Annotated in this window: 18 protein-coding genes; 7 read left to right on the top strand and 11 right to left on the bottom strand. The window is 59.5% G+C overall.

Annotation, left to right across the window (positions count from 1 at the left end):
* Positions 1 to 59: 59 nt before the first annotated feature.
* The 4 genes from ONZ54_RS05585 to ribH all read right to left on the bottom strand — a co-directional run bounded on the left by ONZ54_RS05585 (position 60) and on the right by ribH (position 2,510).
* Entirely contained in the window at positions 60 to 554 is a 495-nt protein-coding gene (locus ONZ54_RS05585) for a phosphatidylglycerophosphatase A family protein (protein ID WP_271787664.1), read from the bottom strand.
* On the bottom strand, positions 551 to 1,510 hold the full coding sequence (gene thiL / locus ONZ54_RS05580; RefSeq protein ID WP_271787663.1) for a thiamine-phosphate kinase: 960 nt from the start codon (positions 1,508 to 1,510) through the stop codon (positions 551 to 553). Before thiL ends, ONZ54_RS05585 begins: the two co-directional genes overlap by 4 nt.
* Before the next feature lie 101 nt (positions 1,511 to 1,611).
* On the bottom strand, positions 1,612 to 2,025 hold the full coding sequence (gene nusB / locus ONZ54_RS05575; protein ID WP_005317593.1) for a transcription antitermination factor NusB: 414 nt from the start codon (positions 2,023 to 2,025) through the stop codon (positions 1,612 to 1,614).
* Positions 2,026 to 2,039: 14 nt separating this feature from the next.
* Entirely contained in the window at positions 2,040 to 2,510 is a 471-nt protein-coding gene (gene ribH / locus ONZ54_RS05570; protein WP_005317595.1) for a 6,7-dimethyl-8-ribityllumazine synthase, read from the bottom strand.
* A 198-nt stretch (positions 2,511 to 2,708) separates the two neighbouring features.
* Between ribH and ONZ54_RS05565 the strand changes: the two genes are divergently transcribed.
* Positions 2,709 to 3,911: a S1 family peptidase gene (locus ONZ54_RS05565; protein WP_271787662.1), complete on the top strand. Its 1,203-nt coding sequence runs from the start codon at positions 2,709 to 2,711 to the stop codon at positions 3,909 to 3,911.
* A gap of 52 nt (positions 3,912 to 3,963) precedes the next feature.
* On the opposite strand, the gene ribBA is transcribed toward ONZ54_RS05565, so the two are convergent.
* The 7 genes from ribBA to glyA form a co-directional block, all read right to left on the bottom strand.
* Positions 3,964 to 5,073, bottom strand: a complete 1,110-nt coding sequence (ribBA, locus tag ONZ54_RS05560; RefSeq protein WP_059168114.1) for a bifunctional 3,4-dihydroxy-2-butanone-4-phosphate synthase/GTP cyclohydrolase II — start codon at positions 5,071 to 5,073, stop codon at positions 3,964 to 3,966.
* Positions 5,074 to 5,216: 143 nt separating this feature from the next.
* Positions 5,217 to 5,870: a riboflavin synthase E1 gene (ribE1, locus tag ONZ54_RS05555; protein WP_058393748.1), complete on the bottom strand. Its 654-nt coding sequence runs from the start codon at positions 5,868 to 5,870 to the stop codon at positions 5,217 to 5,219.
* Between the two features lie 55 nt (positions 5,871 to 5,925).
* Positions 5,926 to 7,035, bottom strand: coding sequence for a bifunctional diaminohydroxyphosphoribosylaminopyrimidine deaminase/5-amino-6-(5-phosphoribosylamino)uracil reductase RibD (gene ribD / locus ONZ54_RS05550; RefSeq protein WP_271787661.1), 1,110 nt, complete (start codon positions 7,033 to 7,035; stop codon positions 5,926 to 5,928).
* Positions 7,036 to 7,109: 74 nt separating this feature from the next.
* Positions 7,110 to 7,559 carry a transcriptional regulator NrdR gene (gene nrdR / locus ONZ54_RS05545; protein ID WP_005317604.1) on the bottom strand — a complete coding sequence of 150 codons (450 nt, stop codon included), beginning with the start codon at positions 7,557 to 7,559 and terminating at the stop codon, positions 7,110 to 7,112.
* Positions 7,560 to 7,692: 133 nt separating this feature from the next.
* Positions 7,693 to 8,025: an NIPSNAP family protein gene (locus tag ONZ54_RS05540; protein ID WP_271787660.1), complete on the bottom strand. Its 333-nt coding sequence runs from the start codon at positions 8,023 to 8,025 to the stop codon at positions 7,693 to 7,695.
* 67 nt (positions 8,026 to 8,092) lie between these two features.
* The gene (locus ONZ54_RS05535; protein ID WP_271787659.1) at positions 8,093 to 8,521 is read right to left on the bottom strand and encodes a ParB N-terminal domain-containing protein; all 429 of its coding nucleotides are present in this window, start codon (positions 8,519 to 8,521) and stop codon (positions 8,093 to 8,095) included.
* Between the two features lie 109 nt (positions 8,522 to 8,630).
* On the bottom strand, positions 8,631 to 9,884 hold the full coding sequence (gene glyA, locus ONZ54_RS05530) for a serine hydroxymethyltransferase (protein WP_005317611.1): 1,254 nt from the start codon (positions 9,882 to 9,884) through the stop codon (positions 8,631 to 8,633).
* A gap of 548 nt (positions 9,885 to 10,432) precedes the next feature.
* Between glyA and ONZ54_RS05525 the strand changes: the two genes are divergently transcribed.
* The 6 genes from ONZ54_RS05525 to ONZ54_RS05500 all read left to right on the top strand — a co-directional run bounded on the left by ONZ54_RS05525 (position 10,433) and on the right by ONZ54_RS05500 (position 16,547).
* A complete protein-coding gene (locus ONZ54_RS05525; RefSeq protein WP_021138124.1) occupies positions 10,433 to 10,720 on the top strand; it encodes a hypothetical protein in 288 nt (95 codons plus the stop codon).
* Positions 10,721 to 11,018: 298 nt separating this feature from the next.
* Positions 11,019 to 11,663 (top strand): molecular chaperone TorD, encoded by a 645-nt coding sequence (gene torD / locus ONZ54_RS05520; protein ID WP_265455789.1) that lies wholly within the window; start codon positions 11,019 to 11,021, stop codon positions 11,661 to 11,663.
* Positions 11,664 to 11,667: 4 nt separating this feature from the next.
* A complete protein-coding gene (locus ONZ54_RS05515) occupies positions 11,668 to 12,036 on the top strand; it encodes a hypothetical protein (RefSeq protein WP_005317625.1) in 369 nt (122 codons plus the stop codon).
* A 171-nt stretch (positions 12,037 to 12,207) separates the two neighbouring features.
* Complete coding sequence (locus ONZ54_RS05510) at positions 12,208 to 13,347, top strand: hypothetical protein (protein ID WP_017412003.1); 1,140 nt, start codon at positions 12,208 to 12,210, stop codon at positions 13,345 to 13,347.
* Positions 13,337 to 13,972, top strand: a complete 636-nt coding sequence (locus ONZ54_RS05505) for a porin family protein (protein WP_271787658.1) — start codon at positions 13,337 to 13,339, stop codon at positions 13,970 to 13,972. The genes ONZ54_RS05510 and ONZ54_RS05505 overlap by 11 nt, the downstream gene beginning before the upstream one ends.
* Before the next feature lie 124 nt (positions 13,973 to 14,096).
* Positions 14,097 to 16,547 (top strand): sensor domain-containing protein, encoded by a 2,451-nt coding sequence (locus ONZ54_RS05500; protein WP_059168122.1) that lies wholly within the window; start codon positions 14,097 to 14,099, stop codon positions 16,545 to 16,547.
* Positions 16,548 to 16,567 lie beyond the last annotated feature (20 nt).

Raw genomic sequence — 16,567 nt, 5'->3', positions numbered from 1 at the left:
AAAATTAAACAGTGGTATATAGGGGGATGCCAGCGTGGCCATCCCCCTGGTCGGGTAATTCAACCCAGCCAATATGCCAATAATTGCATACAAAGCAGGGCGAACAAACCGGCGATGAGATCGTCCAGCATGATGCCGAGTCCGCCGTGAATGCGGCGATCAAACCAGGAGATGGGCCAGGGCTTGAATACATCGAACAACCGGAACAGCACAAAGCCGGCCAGCACCCAGGCCCAGCCGGCTGGCGCCGCTATCATGGTCACGCCAAAGCCGATCACTTCATCCCAGACGATGGCGCCGTGATCCGGCATACCGATGGCGTCAGTGGCACTCTGACAGATGCGAATACCCGCCACGAAACCCACCACCAGCAGGGCAATGAACCAGGGAGTGGAAAGCCCGCTCACCAGCAGGTACAGCGGTATGGCGGCCAGCGTCCCCATGGTACCCGGTGCCTTGGGAGAGAGGCCGGATCCAAACCCCACCGCCAGAAAATGGAGCAGGTTCTTCAGGTTCAGCCTTTTCAGCTCGGGCTTTATCATAAACAAGGTCATGCGAAGTGATCCCAGCCTGTCAATTGCAGCTCGACCGTTTGCTCGCCGCGGACATAGTCGATACCCGGCTCACCGGCCAGGATGCGGCCTATGCGGGTGAACTTGACGCCACAGTTGGCGAGTGCCGTGTCCAGCGCGCCGCGATACTCCTCGGGCACGGTGAAGCAAAGCTCGTAGTCATCGCCCCCGGCCAGCGCCAGCTGCCAGGCATCCTGCTCGGGCACCGCATCCTGCAGCACGGGCGAGAGGGGCAGCAGACCAAGGTCAATCTGGGCCCGCACGCCGGAGGCCTTGAGGATATGGCCGAGATCCGAGGAAAGCCCATCTGAAAGATCCAGCGCACTGCCCGCCAGCCCGCGCAGGGCCTGACCGGCCAGAATACGGGGATGGGGATGATCGAGCCTGGGCAGCACGGCGGCCAGCTGGTTCTCGTTGAGGGTACGCTTGCCAAGCAGATGGGAGAGCGCCAGGGCGGCATCCCCCAGGGTACCGGTCACATAGATGCCATCACCGGCCTTGGCGCCGCTGCGCATCAGGGCTCGGCCTGCGGGAACGGATCCCTTCACCGAGACTGTGATGGAAAGCGGGCCGCGGGTCATGTCACCGCCCACCAGCGCCACATTGTAGTATTCGGCCAACTCCAGAAAGCCTTCGGCAAAACCTGCGACCCAGCTTTCATTGATGGCGGGCAGGGTCAGTGCCAGCGAGACCCAGCGCGGCTCGGCCCCCATGGCGGCGAGATCGGACAAATTGACCGCCAGCGCCTTGTAGCCAAGATCCACCGGATCCATGTCGGGAAAAAAATGGACGCCGCTCACCAGGGTGTCTGTGCTCACCGCCAGCTGGGTATCCGCTGGCAGGGTCAGCAGGGCGCAGTCATCTCCAGGGCCCATTACCACGTCCTTGCGGGCGTGGGGGATCTTGAAGTACTTATCAATCAGCTCAAATTCACCCATGCAATAAAAAGCCAGCGGTTAGGCTGGCTCCTCTCTTCAAAGCGGTTCACGATCTTGCTGCGAAGCCGTAAACACGCTCGTGATGCTGATGGACATCAGGATCAACGCTTGTTCAGCGTCTTGATCACCTTGTCCAGTACACCGTTGACAAACTTGTGGCTGTCATCGGCAGCAAAGGCCTTGGCCAACTCGATCGCTTCGTTGATCACCACACGGGGCGGCACATCATCGCGACGAGTCAGTTCATAGGTCGCCAGACGCAGGATCGCCTTGTCCACCATGTCCACTTCTTCCAGCGGACGGGAGAGGAAAGGTGCAAACACCTTGTCCAGCTCGTTGCAGTGGAGGGCTACCCCGAACAGCAGATCGCGGAAATAGTTCAGGTCCACACCCTTGGTGTCCTGATCGATCTTGAACTGCTCTTCGATGTCGCCCACGTTGGCCCTGGTCATCTGCCACTGGTAGATGGCCTGGGTGGCGCAATGGCGGGCTTTACGGCGCTCGGACGGTTTCAATGTACTTCTCCTCGTTACACGTCCAGCTGTTTCAGGACGTTGATCATTTCGAGCGCGCTCAGTGCAGCCTCTGCACCCTTGTTACCCGCCTTGGTACCGGCGCGCTCGATGGCTTGTTCAATGTTTTCGGTGGTCAGCACGCCAAAGGCAACCGGAATTTCATATTCCATCATTACCTGGGCCATGCCCTTGCTGCTCTCGCTTGCCACCAGCTCGAAGTGATAGGTGCCGCCACGGATGACGGTGCCCAGCGCAACTATGGCATCGTATTGACCACTCTTGGCCAGCTTTTTGATAGCCAAGGGAATTTCGACGGCGCCCGGCACTCGTACCAGGGTGAGATTGCTGTCCTGGACTTGGCCTTGACGCTTCAGTACGTCCACAGCACCGTCCACCAGGCTTTCGTTGATGAAGCTGTTGAAACGGGCAACGACAATAGCAACGCGCGCCTCAGGAGCGGCGATATTTCCTTCGATAACCTTCATTGGAAATCCTGTATCTGTGCAATCAAAAGGGGCCGGAGTCAAAAGTGCGCACATTCTAGCACAAAGGGGAATCGGACAAAAACATGCATCACAGTTTCGACAACGAGACCACTATTGAGATTTTAATTAGCTGCTCCGACCTGTTAATAATACCGGGCCCTGGCACGGGGTAAAAATAATAACATCAAGGAGTTCAGTATGTTGGATTTCAAACGCAGCAGCGTCGCCTTCGCCTGCCTGCTGCCACTGGCTGTCCAGGCCGATGCTGGCAGTCCGCGCATCATCGGCGGCAGCGCTGTGACGGCCCCAAGCTGGATGGTTGCCATCGGGGAAGTCGTCAACGGCAATTGGAGCAATTTCTGTGGCGGCACCCTCATCGACAAGCAGTGGGTACTCACCGCCGCTCATTGCGTAGGCGATGCCCAGTCCGGCCCCATGGAAGTCGCCATCGGAGTGACTGACCTGAGCCGTCCCCACGCTCGCAGCAAGGTCGACCAGGTGCTGATGCACCCCGAGTATTATGTCAATCTACTGGGCAATCTGGGTTATGGCGAACCCCCGAACGCCTCGGATGTGGCCCTGCTGCACCTTGCCACCCCGGTTACCCAGTCCCCCATTGCCATCGCTGACCCAACCATTAAGGATACCTGGCAGTGGAGCACGACCATGCTGCATGCCCTTGGTTACGGCGGCACCAACCCTGACGCGACCACATCCAGTCCACAGCTGCTGGCGGTGGATCTCGCCTATCGGGGGGAACGCGACTACTGGTACGGTGACCCCACCACAACCCACATTTTCGCTGGCAACCAGATCGGTCAGGACTCCTGCAAAGGCGACAGTGGTGGTCCGCTGACTTATGGCGGAAAGCTGGTCGGCGTGACCAGCTACGGGGCTTTCCCCTGTGCAACCGGCAGCGCCGGTGGCTATGTCTACGCTCCTGCCTTTAGTGACTGGATCACCGAGCAGCAGCAGGGCGTCACCCTGACCACGATCCGCGGCCTCATCCTGCCCTCCGGCACCAGTGGCTGGGCCGACTACCTGCTTGCCAATCGCAGCAACCAGGCTGTGACCCTGAGCGGCGTCTACAGCGATGCTCCGGCCATGAGCAACAGCTGTCCCAGCCGTCTGGAAGCAGGCCAAACCTGCACACTGCGCCTTCGTGCCGACGGCAACGACACCCTCGGCACACTTCGCCTGCAGGGGGTAGAGCTCACAGTCACTGACGAGCGAGGCGCGAGTCAGCGTCTTGAGGCCGCCCTGATGAGCCTCACCAGCGAACCCACCAAGATCCCGGACACCACAACGACCACGACCTCAAATGGTGGTGGCGGTGGTGGCGCCATGGGCCTCGGAGCCCTGTTGCTGCTGCCGCTTGTCTGGTTGCGCCGTCGCCGCTAAGGCAAAACAATAAGGGATGACCGAGGTCATCCCTTATTTCATGGCATCAGGCTTATTCGCCTACGTATTCCACCACTTCCAAACCGAAACCACCCAGAGCGTGGTATTTCTTCGGTGAGCTCAAGAGCCGCATCTTGCCAACCCCCAGGGTCTTGAGGATCTGGGAGCCGACACCGACCCGACGCGAAGTACCCTGCCACTTGGCCCCTTCCGGTTGCAGCCCCTTGTCGGCGGCCTCGAAGCCCTTGACCCGCGCCAGCAACTCGGCGCCGTGGGCCTCGGCCCCCAGGATCACCAGCACGCCGCCTTCCTGGGCGATGCGGGCCATGGATTTGGGCAAGGGCCAGCTGCGGGCAGCATGGCGGTCGGTCAACAGCAGATCGCTCAGCACATCGTGCAGGTGTACCCGCACCAGGGTTGGCTGCTCGGTCTGGATGTCGCCTTTCTTCAGGGCGAAGTGCACCTGGTTGTCGATGGTGTCGCGGAAAGTAATGAGGTCGAACTCGCCAAACTCGGTGGGCAGTTTGCACTCGGCCACCTTCTCCACCGTGGTCTCGTGCTGGTTGCGGTACTCGATGAGGTCGGCGATGGTGCCGAGCTTGATGCCATGCTGCTCGGCGAACACTTCCAGATCCGGACGACGGGCCATGGAGCCATCCTCGTTGAGGATCTCTACGATGACGGAAGCGGCCTCGTAACCGGCAAGACGGGCCAGATCGCAACCCGCTTCGGTGTGACCTGCACGGGTCAGCACACCACCATCCTGCGCCATCAGCGGGAAGATGTGGCCCGGCTGCACCAGGTCGGCGGCCTTGGCATCGGGCGCTACGGCGGCCTGTACTGTGACGGCGCGATCCGCCGCCGAAATACCTGTGGTCACCCCCTCGGCCGCTTCGATGGTCACGGTGAAGGCAGTGGAGAACTGGGCATTGTTGCGATCAACCATCAGCGGCAGCGCCAGCTGCTTGCAGCGATCCCGGGTCAAGGTCAGGCAGATGAGGCCACGGCCGTAACGGGCCATGAAGTTGATATCCTCCGGGCGGACACAGGAGGCGGCCATGATGAGGTCCCCTTCGTTCTCCCTGTCTTCGTCATCCATCAGGATCACCATCTTGCCAGCCTTGATATCGGCAATGATTTCCTGGGTTGTGCTCAGCGCCATGGGCTACTCCATCAACTTGCTTCGGGGATTGAGCCCGGAGGCTCACTTTGATACAGAATTATGTTGCTCTAGATGGGGGCTCTGGGCCCCATTTCAATCAGAGCGGGATCACAGAAAATCGTTTTGGTCAGCTGTTTCGCCACTTACAGGAAACCGGACTGGGCCAGTTTCTCCAGGGTCAGGCTGGAGGTAGCAGCGTCCTGCGCCTTGCCTTGCATCAGCCGCTCCAGATAACGGGCTATCTGATCCACCTCGAGATTCACGTGATGACCCGGTTTCCAGCGGGCTATGGTGGTCTCCTGGGCGGTGTGCGGCACTATGGTGAGGCGAAACAAGTCCCCCTGCACGGCATTGACCGTCAGGCTGATGCCATCTACCGCGATCGACCCCTTCTCGGCGATGTAGCGAGAGAGTTCCGCCGGTGCCTTGATCCAGTATTCGATGGCGCGGCCGCTGCTGGACTTGCTCTTCACCTCACCCACCCCGTCCACATGACCGGAGACCAGATGGCCGCCAAGCCGGGAGGTCGGCATCAAGGCCTTCTCCAGATTGACGGGATCGCCGACTTTGGCCGCGGCGAAGCCGGTACGGGACAGGGTTTCCAGCGACACATCGGCGGTGTAACTCTTGTCGCCAAGACCAATCACGGTCAGGCAGACGCCATTGGTGGCAATGGAGTCGCCCAGCTTGACGTCGCCAAAATCCAGCGTCGGCGCGTGAACTGTGAGGGCCATGTCCTCGCCTTGGCGGCGCAGCGCGGCAAGGGTTCCCACCGCTTCGATAATTCCGGTAAACATGCAGATCACCTTGATGATGACGGGGCCGGTTCGGCCCCCGATAACGATTGGAAAATCAGGCTATCCTGGCGGTGATGCGGATATCCTGTCCCACCAGCCGCACATCCTTGATGCAGAGCTTGGGCGCCTGGAAAAGACGGGTGAGCGCTGGCAGATGGAACAGGCCACGCCCCTCATCACCCATCAGTTTCGGCGCCTGATAAAGCACCAGCTCATCCACCAGCCCCTTGTCCAGCAAGGCACCGCAAAGCCTGGGGCCGGCTTCCACCAGCACGGAATTGATGTTCCGCTTGGCCAGCAGCATAAAGAGGCTGACCAGATCCAGCTTGCCATCCAGCAGGGGCAGCTCCAGTTGCTGCACCCATTCAGGCCAGTCGCCAGCCGCCTTGTGACGGGCCAGCAAGACAGGGCCTGTGCTCTGGAACAGGGGCAAGTCCGGGGTCAGCAGGTTCTGGGAATCGACGATGACCCGCAGAGGCTGGCGCAGCGTCTCTTTGGCATAAGTGGCCTTGAGAGAAGGGGGCAGCTCATCCCAACGCACCGTCAGGGAGGCGCCATCGGCCAGCACGGTTGCGGCGCTGGAGAGCACGGCGTCGTGACCGGCGCGCAGCCGCTGCACATCGGCACGGGCCAGGGGGCCCGTTATCCACTGACTCTCGCCGCTTGCCATGGCGGTGCGGCCATCGAGGCTGGCACCGAGTTTGACGGTCACCAGCGGAAAAGCGGTACGCATCCGCTTGAAGAAGCCCGGATTGAGCGCCTCGGCTTCGCTCGACAGCAAGCCAAAATCGGTCTTGATGCCCGCTTCCGACAACATCCGCAGACCACGCCCGCCCACCTCGGGGTTGGGATCGACCATGGCCGCCACCACCCGGGTCACCCCGGCCTTGATCAGCGCCTCGGCGCAAGGGGGGGTACGTCCATGATGGGAGCAGGGCTCCAGGGTCACATAAGCGGTCGCACCACGGGCTTCGTCACCGGCCTCATGCAGGGCATAGATCTCTGCATGGGGTTCTCCGGCTCGTTTGTGCCATCCCTCGCCGACCACAACGCCGGCTTTCACCAACACGGCGCCGACACAGGGATTGGGGGCCGTGGTATAGCGGCCACGGCGGGCCAGTTCAAGGGCCCGATTCATCCATTGGTAATCATCTTGACTAAACATCTGGGCTCCCGTTCAAAGCGAGAAAATGGGCGTTGTAGGTTCGATTAGCGCAGCGTAACCGGACATTGGGAAGCTTATTTCTCCAGCTTGGCGATCTCTTCGCCGAACTCGCGGATGTCCTCGAAGCTGCGATAGACGGAGGCAAAACGGATATAGGCGACCTTGTCCAGGCTCTTGAGCTCATCCATCACCAGATTACCCACCAGCTGGGAGGCGACTTCGCGCTCACCGGTGGCTCGCAGGCAGGACTTGATATGGTTGACCCCCTTTTCGATGGCTTCCATGCTCACGGGTCGCTTCTCCAGCGCCCGCAGGATGCCACCACGCAGCTTCTCTTCATTGAAGGGCTCGCGGGAGCCGTTGGACTTGATGACACGGGGCATCACCAGCTCGGCCATCTCGAAGGTGGTGAAGCGCTCGTGACAGAGCAGGCACTCACGACGGCGGCGTACCTGATGGCCTTCTGCCACCAGACGGGAATCGATCACCTTGGTATCAACCGCACTACAGAAAGGGCAATGCATCGGACCTCCGGCGTTAACAAACAGGGCACCTGACCACAGGGGCAGGATCTTGGCGGGCCAGTGTAGCACGGCCATCCAAAACCGGTAAAAGCCCAGAAAAACAATATGTCACCGTCTATATTCCTTAAACACTTCAGAGGGTGCGAAGTCCGTCTATGGCCGTTGCAGGCAAGCTGATGACGGTATTTGCATCCGTTTCGATCAGCGCAACAATGGCGTCTCTCGGGCCTTCTCGCCAAGCATCCGTTGCATAGAATGCCGCCTGGGAAGCGCTCAGATGCGCAAGATCATCGTATGCCCGCATCAGAAAATAGGCATCCGGATCATGCAGGGAGGGACCGTGGCTCACCACATCCATCCCCCATTTACGGTGCAGTGGCATGCTCTGCTCGGTCACCAGCGCATGAAACGCGGCGCGGCTCCCCGCCTTGAGCCGATAACTGCGGATTTCCAGCACTCTCTTCATCGCACTTTCTCCAGCTAAAAAAATACCGCCAGCAAGGCGATATTTAACCCTTCAGTCAAGCTTGAGCTCAGTCGTCATAGGGCAAGTCGTCGGGCTCACAACCTGCGTGGTCGGGTACCGGATCTTGCGCAAACTGCACCGCATCAATGTGAGTGTGCCCCTCTATCAATGCCTTGCACACCCTGTGCATGCCATCCATGACCCGACCTGCACTATCCAGAATGATGGGATAGGCAAGGGAAGCACTGGCAATCAACTGACAATGCTCGGCTATGCTGCGCACCGTGGGTCTGACCACGCCGTGTCCGTACCAGTGATCGGTATCCAGTTCGGCAATCTGCACCAATGGCACAGCTTGCACCGGCAAACCTTGGCTCAACCGCACCAGACGCCGTACATCCCATGCCAGCAGCCCCTCCGGACTATCGCGAAAATGGTACTGGGCACGGATGGACACGATCAGAGCGTCATCTGTGATACCGGGCTGGGCTGGCATTATGCCTCCTATGTCTGCTGCACAAGCTCGGCGCCCATGGCGGGGCCGAAACAGAAAAAACAATGCCACCCGCAGGTGGCATTGGTCTCAAACCAGCATGGCTGGTGTATCAGGCATAAACCGGGAAACGACGGCAGATATCCAGCACCTTTTCGCGGGTGTTGGCCAGCACTTCGTCGTTGTCATGGTTGTCCAGCACGTCACAGATCCAGTTGGTCAGATGGATGGACTCTGCTTCCTTGAAACCGCGGCGGGTGATGGCCGGGGTACCGATCCGCACACCTGAGGTGACGAACGGGGAACGCGGGTCGTTCGGCACCGAGTTCTTGTTGACTGTGATGTTGGCTTTGCCAAGAGCGGCATCGGCTTCTTTCCCGGTCAGCTCACGGCCGATCAGATCAACAAGCATGAGATGGTTGTCGGTACCGCCGGAGACGATCTTGTAACCGCGCTCGATGAAGGTCGCCGCCATGGCTTTGGCGTTTTTGACGACTTGAGCCTGATAGGTCTTGAACTCGGGCTCCAGCGCCTCTTTGAATGCCACGGCTTTACCGGCGATGACATGCATCAGCGGGCCGCCCTGGCCGCCCGGGAAGACGGCTGAGTTCAGCTTCTTGTACAGATCTTCGTCGTCAGCGGCGGAGAGGATCAGACCACCACGGGGACCGGCCAGGGTCTTGTGGGTAGTGGAGGTAACCACGTGAGCGTGGGGCACCGGGTTCGGGTAGACACCAGCGGCAATCAGACCGGCGACGTGAGCCATGTCAACGAACAGCCAGGCACCAATCTTGTCGGCGATTTCACGCATGCGGGCCCAGTCGACGATACCTGAGTAGGCGGAGAAGCCACCTATCATCATCTTCGGCTTGTGCTCAACGGCCAGACGTTCCATTTCGTCATAGTCAATCTTGCCGGACTCATCGATACCGTAAGGAATGATGTTGTACAGCTTGCCGGAGAAGTTGACGGGGGAGCCGTGGGTCAGGTGACCGCCATGAGCCAGGTTCATGCCCAGCACGGTGTCGCCCGGCTGCAGCAGAGCCATGTAAACGGCGCTGTTGGCCTGGGAGCCGGAATGCGGCTGCACGTTGGCGTAAGTGGCACCAAACAGTTCCTTGGCGCGCTCGATGGCCAGGGTTTCAACCACGTCGACGTACTCGCAACCACCGTAGTAGCGCTTGGCCGGATAGCCTTCAGCGTACTTGTTGGTCAGCTGGGAGCCCTGGGCTTCCATGACACGGGGGCTGGTGTAGTTCTCAGACGCGATCAGCTCGATGTGCTCTTCCTGACGACGGGTCTCGTCTGTGATGGCCTGCCACAATTGCGGATCATAATTGGCGATGGTCATGTCACGTTTCAACATCCGTTTCTCTCCTGAAAATCGTTTGCGCGTTAGGTGAAGTGGGCCCGCGCATTGTAACGTGAGCTGGATCAAAGAGACAGTCCAACCACCCAAAAAAATGTTTATAAAATGTAAAATGTGTCGCAAATTTCGAAATCAGTGCAGGCTCTCCCCTTAGCTATAGCGCTGACATTAGTGCTGGCGAATAATCCTCCCTCTGTCCATCCGTCCCCGATACCCATCACACCATAGCCCTGCCAGTAAACAGAAACCGGGACAACAAACAGCCAAAACCAGAGCCGGATCATGGATATAGCCGTTACTAACAGATAACATCTTTACACGGCACAGCGGTTGCACCGCCTATAGATGGAGGCAAAACATGCCGGGCAAGACCCTCGCCACGCTCCCGATGGATCTCAATTTGCACCTTCCCCTGGCACTGAGCTTTCGCCAGCCTGCCTGCCGACCGAACGCTGGCAACAAGAATTTCCACTCGGCACACCTGTTCCATGGCGGGTCAAGCCTCTCTCATCCTTCCTTGCATCACCTCAACACGGAGGTACACCATGATGGATAACCTGATGCTTTTTCTGATCATATCGGTATTCGCTGTTTTCTATTGGGTCTACTATACCGGCAGTCGCAAAAGCCCTTTCACCACCCAGTGGGAGACATTGCCCACCAAAGAGCAGTATCTGGCGGCGCACCCGGAGGCCATCGATGGCGATATCATCTTCTGCATTCACTGCGGCCATCATCAGCAACTGGATGTCGGCCTGCTGCACCAGACCGATTTTCGCCGCCAGCATATCTGCACCCGTTGCAAGAAGGCGATCTACCGCGAAGAGATCTGATATCTGATTCATCACCCTGGGAGCTGCAAGTTCTCCGGGGCCGATTACGCCTCAGGATCCTCGACCCGGCTTCCACATCTTCGTGGGCTCCAATACGGCCCGGCACGAAATAGCCGATAGGCTGCCTCAGTTCGAGACCCGCCCCCTCTGAGTTGCCATCAATACGCCCTGAAAACGTCGCCATCGGCGGCGTTTTTTCTGGCTTGTTCGCCGAATTGTCACCTATGGGTTAACTTTTCTGCCAAAGCCGTTAGAATCGGGCTCACTCTGTTTCCCGCTTGCCATCCACGGAGGAAAAATGCAGGAATTTCTGGCCACTAGCGAACGTCGGGCCGAACTTTACTGGTGGTTCGCCACCCTGTTTAGCGCCGAGCTCAGCGATGAACAGATCGCCGAATACGACAGCTACGATGTGCGAAGCTTCCTGAAGAGCCTCTCCACGCTGGATCCCATGCGCCCGGCCGTCGCCGAGCTCAATGAGGCCATCGCCCGCCTGCTGGTGCGTGACGAGCGCGCCACTGCCCTGGCGGCCGACTTCAAGGGACTGTTTCTGGCCGATACGGCCGTTCAACCTTATGAATCCGCCCATCTGGATGCCTCATCCCTCGGCCGCATGCAGCAACGACTGGTGCGCCTTGCCATCGATGTCAGTGCCAAATACCCGCAGCCGGTCGATCACCTTGGGGTCGAACTGGATCTGATGGGCAACCTCATCATACGTGCCGCCGAAGCCCCCAGTGCCGATCAGCGTGAACAGTGGCTAGGCGAGCAGGAAGCATTGCTGCATGGCCATCTGCTGGCCTGGTTCCCCCATTTCGAAGCCGCTTGCCGCGCCGCTGACCCCTTTGGTTTCTACGGCGCCAGTGCTCGCTTGCTGGGTGTATTCCTCACCATGGATGCCAACTACCTCAGCCTGGTCAAACCGGCATCCTCCGCCGACTAAGCCGATGAAAACTGCCCTGCTACTGATCGCCTGCTGGCTGCTGACCCTGATCCCGCAAGATCAGGGTCTGACGCCGCTCTTCAGCTTGCTGTTCAATCCGGACAGAGATCTGTATGGCACGGCCCAGCTCACCGGTTTCGGCGGCATACTCTTGACCCTCTATCTCGCCAACCTGGGGGTGGAGGTGGTGCTTCGCCGCCGTTTTCAGATAGCCGGCATGCTGACCCTGCTGGTCGCCTGGATAGGCTTTATCAATGCCAGCGGCAGCGAAGCCCACTGGCTCTTGCTACTTGCCCTCTCCCTGCCCTTTCATGTGCTCGGCCTGCTGGTGCTGACGCGCGGCATTCAGGCATTCGGCCGCCAGAAAGGCTGAAAAACCGCCAAAAGTATTACAAATCATGACAGCCGGATCCCCGCATTCCCCGTCCCAGCAAGGTCGGCGTGGTGGGAGCCGGTAACATCTGCTTACATTCAGCTCCCATTCAGTTTTGTTGCAACCGTTATAGTGCGGCTCCTTTTTACCAACCGACACAGGAGCAACAGCATGCCTCCACAGGATGCGCGCATCACGGGTCTCGATCTGTTGCGAGGGCTTGTCATCTTCATGGCCGTCTTCGAGCACTACACCGGCTATCTCAACTACTGGTACATCGATTTTTTCAACCGTGAACATGCCCTCTGGGACAGCTTCTATCTGTCACACAAGGCGATGGCCGGCCACCTGCTGCCCATGGATAACACCACGGCACAGGTCTCGGCCTGGCTTATCCCCTGGGTGAGCCAGATCTACCTGGCCCTGGCGGCCTTCAACCTGAGCCGTCGCAGCCAGGAGCGTTTCAGACCACAACTGGGCGGCAAGTTGGTGCTGTTTGCCAGCATCATACTGATCCTCTATGTCGAAGGGCTGGTCATAGCCCCCAACTTCGGCGAGGCCATCTCCTTCTATCCTGTCATGCTGTGGATGTGCCTGCTGGCACTCTTCTCTCTGGTTTACGCCTGGTTCGGCATCCGGGGCATGCTGGTACTGACAGTGCTCAGCCTGCTGCTGGATCAATTCGGCGTGCAGACCCTGCTTGGCAATATCGACAGCTGGATGAAGCTGCACGTGCACCCCGACTATGAGCTGGATGCCCGCCTCGATCTCTTCATGGCTAGCGGCTGCTTCGGTTTCCTGTACGGCTGGTGCTGGCATCAGCGCCCTCAGTGGCGGGATCGCCTCAATGGCCTGGTACTCACCCTCTCCCTCATCGCCCTCGTTATCTATCTTGCGTTTGGCGAGAGCAGTTCGGTCGAACTCAGTGACATCTACGCCAACGAGCACGAGCTGGCGCTGGACATGACGGGACGCGCCGGGATCTGGGGCATGGAGTTTCTGGTGATCGGGGCCGTACTCTGGCTGCATCAGCGCAACATCAACCTGTGCTGGCGACCGCTCAACTGGATCGGCATGTATTCGCTGACCGTCTTCATCTTCCACAAGAGTATCTTCGTGCACCTGTGGGGCCCCTTGCTGCTGTGGTGGACTGCCCGCCAGGGCACCATTCTGCCCAACAGCTTCGGCCTTATCATGCTGCTCAGTGCCACCAGCGTGCTGCTCATCTATGCCTTCCAGCGCTCCGGCATCATCTGCCACCTGATGGGCATGCATCAGGACAGAGACTGGGTGCGGCTCTATGGCAAGTAGTCGCTGGCTGCTGCTGACCCTGCCACTCGCGCTGCCCTTGTCGGCCAAGGAGCAGGATAACCTGTGGCAGGTGGGCGGCCAGTGGCAACTCGACAGCAATCAGGCCGGGGTCAAGGCTGACGCCAGTGCCCACTTCTGGCTCGCCTATGAACGAGAAACCATGGTCGGCCTGATCTTTGCCGATGGACAGAGCGCCGGGCTGGCCTTGCCGATCTACAAGCAGAGCTTCCTCGCGCTGGGGGTCAGTCCCATGCAGGTGGTAGATCGCACCCGTTTCAGCGCGCTCTGGCGCCTCGGCTGGCAACTGGACGAGGACCATCAGCTGAGCCTGGGACAGCTCTATGATGTGACCGGTCGCTATGGCCAACTCTGGTATATGGAACACAGCCTGCCACTGCCGGCAGCCCTCTCCCTCAATCTCTGGCTGACGCGAGGCAGCCAGGCTCACATGGCGGCCTATGGTGCCAGCGAGGGGTGGCGGGATTGGGGCGTCACGCTGGAGCGCAGCTGGGGCTGGCAGCAATGGCGACTGGGCACAGAGGTGGGCGCCAAACAGTGGCTCATCAAGGATCGCGATTGGCAACCCGTGGTGAACCTGACCCTGAGCTATCGCTTCAGCTGGTAGCCACCACTTCAACCGGCAACACAACCAGATAGGGGGCAAATGCAGCCCTCTCTCTTCCCTCCAAAGCGCTTCATGCCATACTGACAACACCTTAAATGACAAGAAAGTCAATTCAGGAGCCGTCATGCAGGAAGAGACATCCGAATCCATGCCAGATCCGCCAACGCCGGGTCAACTGAATCCAAACGAGCTGCAACAGCTGTTTGAGCTGGCGCCGTTCGGTATAGGCGTGTTCGACCGCTACTTTCGCTGCCGCAGCGTCAACCAGACGCTGGCCGATATCAACGGCCTCTCCCGGGAAGATCACTACGGCAAATACTTGCGTGACATAGTGCCGACGCTGGCCCCTGTGCTGGAACCCCTGTTTCAACAGATCATCAGCAGCGGCATTCCCCAGGTGGAATTGAGCCTGAGCGGCCAGACGGAGGCCCATCAGGGCCAGCAACGACGCTGGCAGGCAATCTACAGCCCCATGCTGGATGAACAGGGCACCCCTGACGGCATACTGACCATAGTGCGGGATGTCACCGAGCAGTATGAAGTGCAGCAACGGCTGCAACTGGCCATGAGTGCGGGCCAGATTGGTGTCTGGGAGTGGCATGTGGCCGAAGACAGGTTGCAATTTGATGGCCAGGTCGAACGCCTGCTCGGCACGGCCGCCAACCAGTTTCAGGGGGGAATGGATAACTTCATCAAGCGCTTCGATCCCGTGTCGGGGGAGCAGCTCAGAACCGCCCTCAACGGCACGGCCCCCCTTCACCTGACTTTGAGCTACCTGGGGCCCAACCAGATGCGGGGCTGGGTCGATCTCCATGCCGATCATGTGGCCGCCACCGACACTCAGGGACGCCGCATCATGGGAGTGATCCACGATGCAACCGATCGCTGCAATCAGGAAGACAAGCTGCGCCAGGCCAATGTGGTCTTCGACACCACGGCCGAAGGCATCATCATCATGGATGGGCAGCGCCAGATCATTTCGGTCAACCCGGCCTTCTGCAACATGACCCAGTACGAACCGGACGAGATAGTGGGCAAGTCACCGGAGGCCATCATGCATCCCCGTCGCCATACCGACATTGACTACCCCTGGCACACCCTGCTGCCCGGCAGCCACGCCTGGCACGGGGAGATGATGTGTCTGCGCAAGGATGGCGACTACTTCACCTCCTGGCAGCATGTCAGCGCCGTCTATGACAGCCGCCACAACACGGCCCACTATGTGATCACCTTCTCCGACATCAGCGCTATTCGCAAGGCAGAGGCTCAGCTCAACCACCTCGCCTATCACGATCCTCTGACCGAGCTTGGCAACCGCAACCTGTTGCAGGAGCGGCTCGAACTGGAAATCAAGACTGCCCAGCTCAATCGGCAGCAACTTGCCCTGCTGTTCATCGATCTCGACGGTTTCAAACTGATTAATGACAACCTGGGCCACAGGGCGGGGGACCAACTGCTCAAACTGCTGGCCGGGCGCATCCGCCAAAGCCTGCGTCACAACGATGTTGCCATTCGGCTAGGCGGAGATGAATTCCTGGTGCTGATCCCCTATTTCGAACAACAGGAGGAGCTGGCACAGCTCGCCGAACAGCTGCTGGCACGTCTGCGCGAGCCGGTCGAACTGGAACACGAGCAGGTCGCCATCTCCGCCAGCATTGGCATAGCCCTCTACCCTGAGCACGCCCGGAGCCCGGACGCCCTGGTCAGTGCCGCCGACAACGCCATGTACGAAGCCAAAAGCCAGGGCCGTAACGGCTATCTGTTTTACAGTCCCGACATGGCCGAACAGAAACGGGAACGGATGAGCATGGAGCAGGGGCTGCTCAAGGCCATTGATCAGCATCAGCTCTGCATCCTGTATCAACCCATGACGGATCTGGCCAATAACCGCCTGAGCGGGCTGGAAGCCCTGTTGCGCTGGCAACATCCCAGCGAAGGCATGATAGCGCCAGCCCGCTTCATACCGGTGGCAGAGGAGTGTGGTTTGATAGAACAGATTGGGGAGTGGGTAATGCGCACCGCTTGCCAGCAGGGACAGGCATGGCTGGCGGCCGGGCTGGCCGTGCCACGGCTCTCGGTCAATGTGTCGGTAAGGGAGATGCGCGCCATTGGTTATGTGGAACGGGTCGCGGCCATCCTGGCGGAGACCGGCTTCCCGGCGGAGCGGCTGGAGATAGAGGTGACGGAAAGCATCATACAGCGAGTCGACCATAGCTTGCAGCTGTTCACCCGCCTCAAGGCGCTGGGGGTGCAGATTGCCATCGATGACTTCGGCACCGGCTTCTCATCCCTGAGCTTGCTCAAAAGCCTGCCCATCGATCGCATCAAGATAGATCAAACCTTCGTGCAGGCGCTGCCCGATGACAAGCACAGTCGGGAGCTGTGCCGTACCATCATCAACCTGGCCGACAGCCTGGGCATGGCGGTCACCGCCGAGGGGATCGAGACCCAGGCCCAGCGCCAGTTTCTGCAATCCCTGCACTGTCAGGAGGGACAGGGCTACCTGTTCAGCCACCCCTTGACCGAACCCCATCTGGCTGCCCAGCTGACTCCCCGCAAGGGAGTCTGGTGCTGAAGCCGGCAAGTGCTGCAAGA

The sequence above is a fragment of the Aeromonas salmonicida genome (assembly GCF_028355655.1).
GTDB classification, from domain to species: Bacteria; Pseudomonadota; Gammaproteobacteria; order Enterobacterales; family Aeromonadaceae; genus Aeromonas; species Aeromonas salmonicida.
This window is presented reverse-complemented; position numbering and strand designations above follow the sequence as displayed.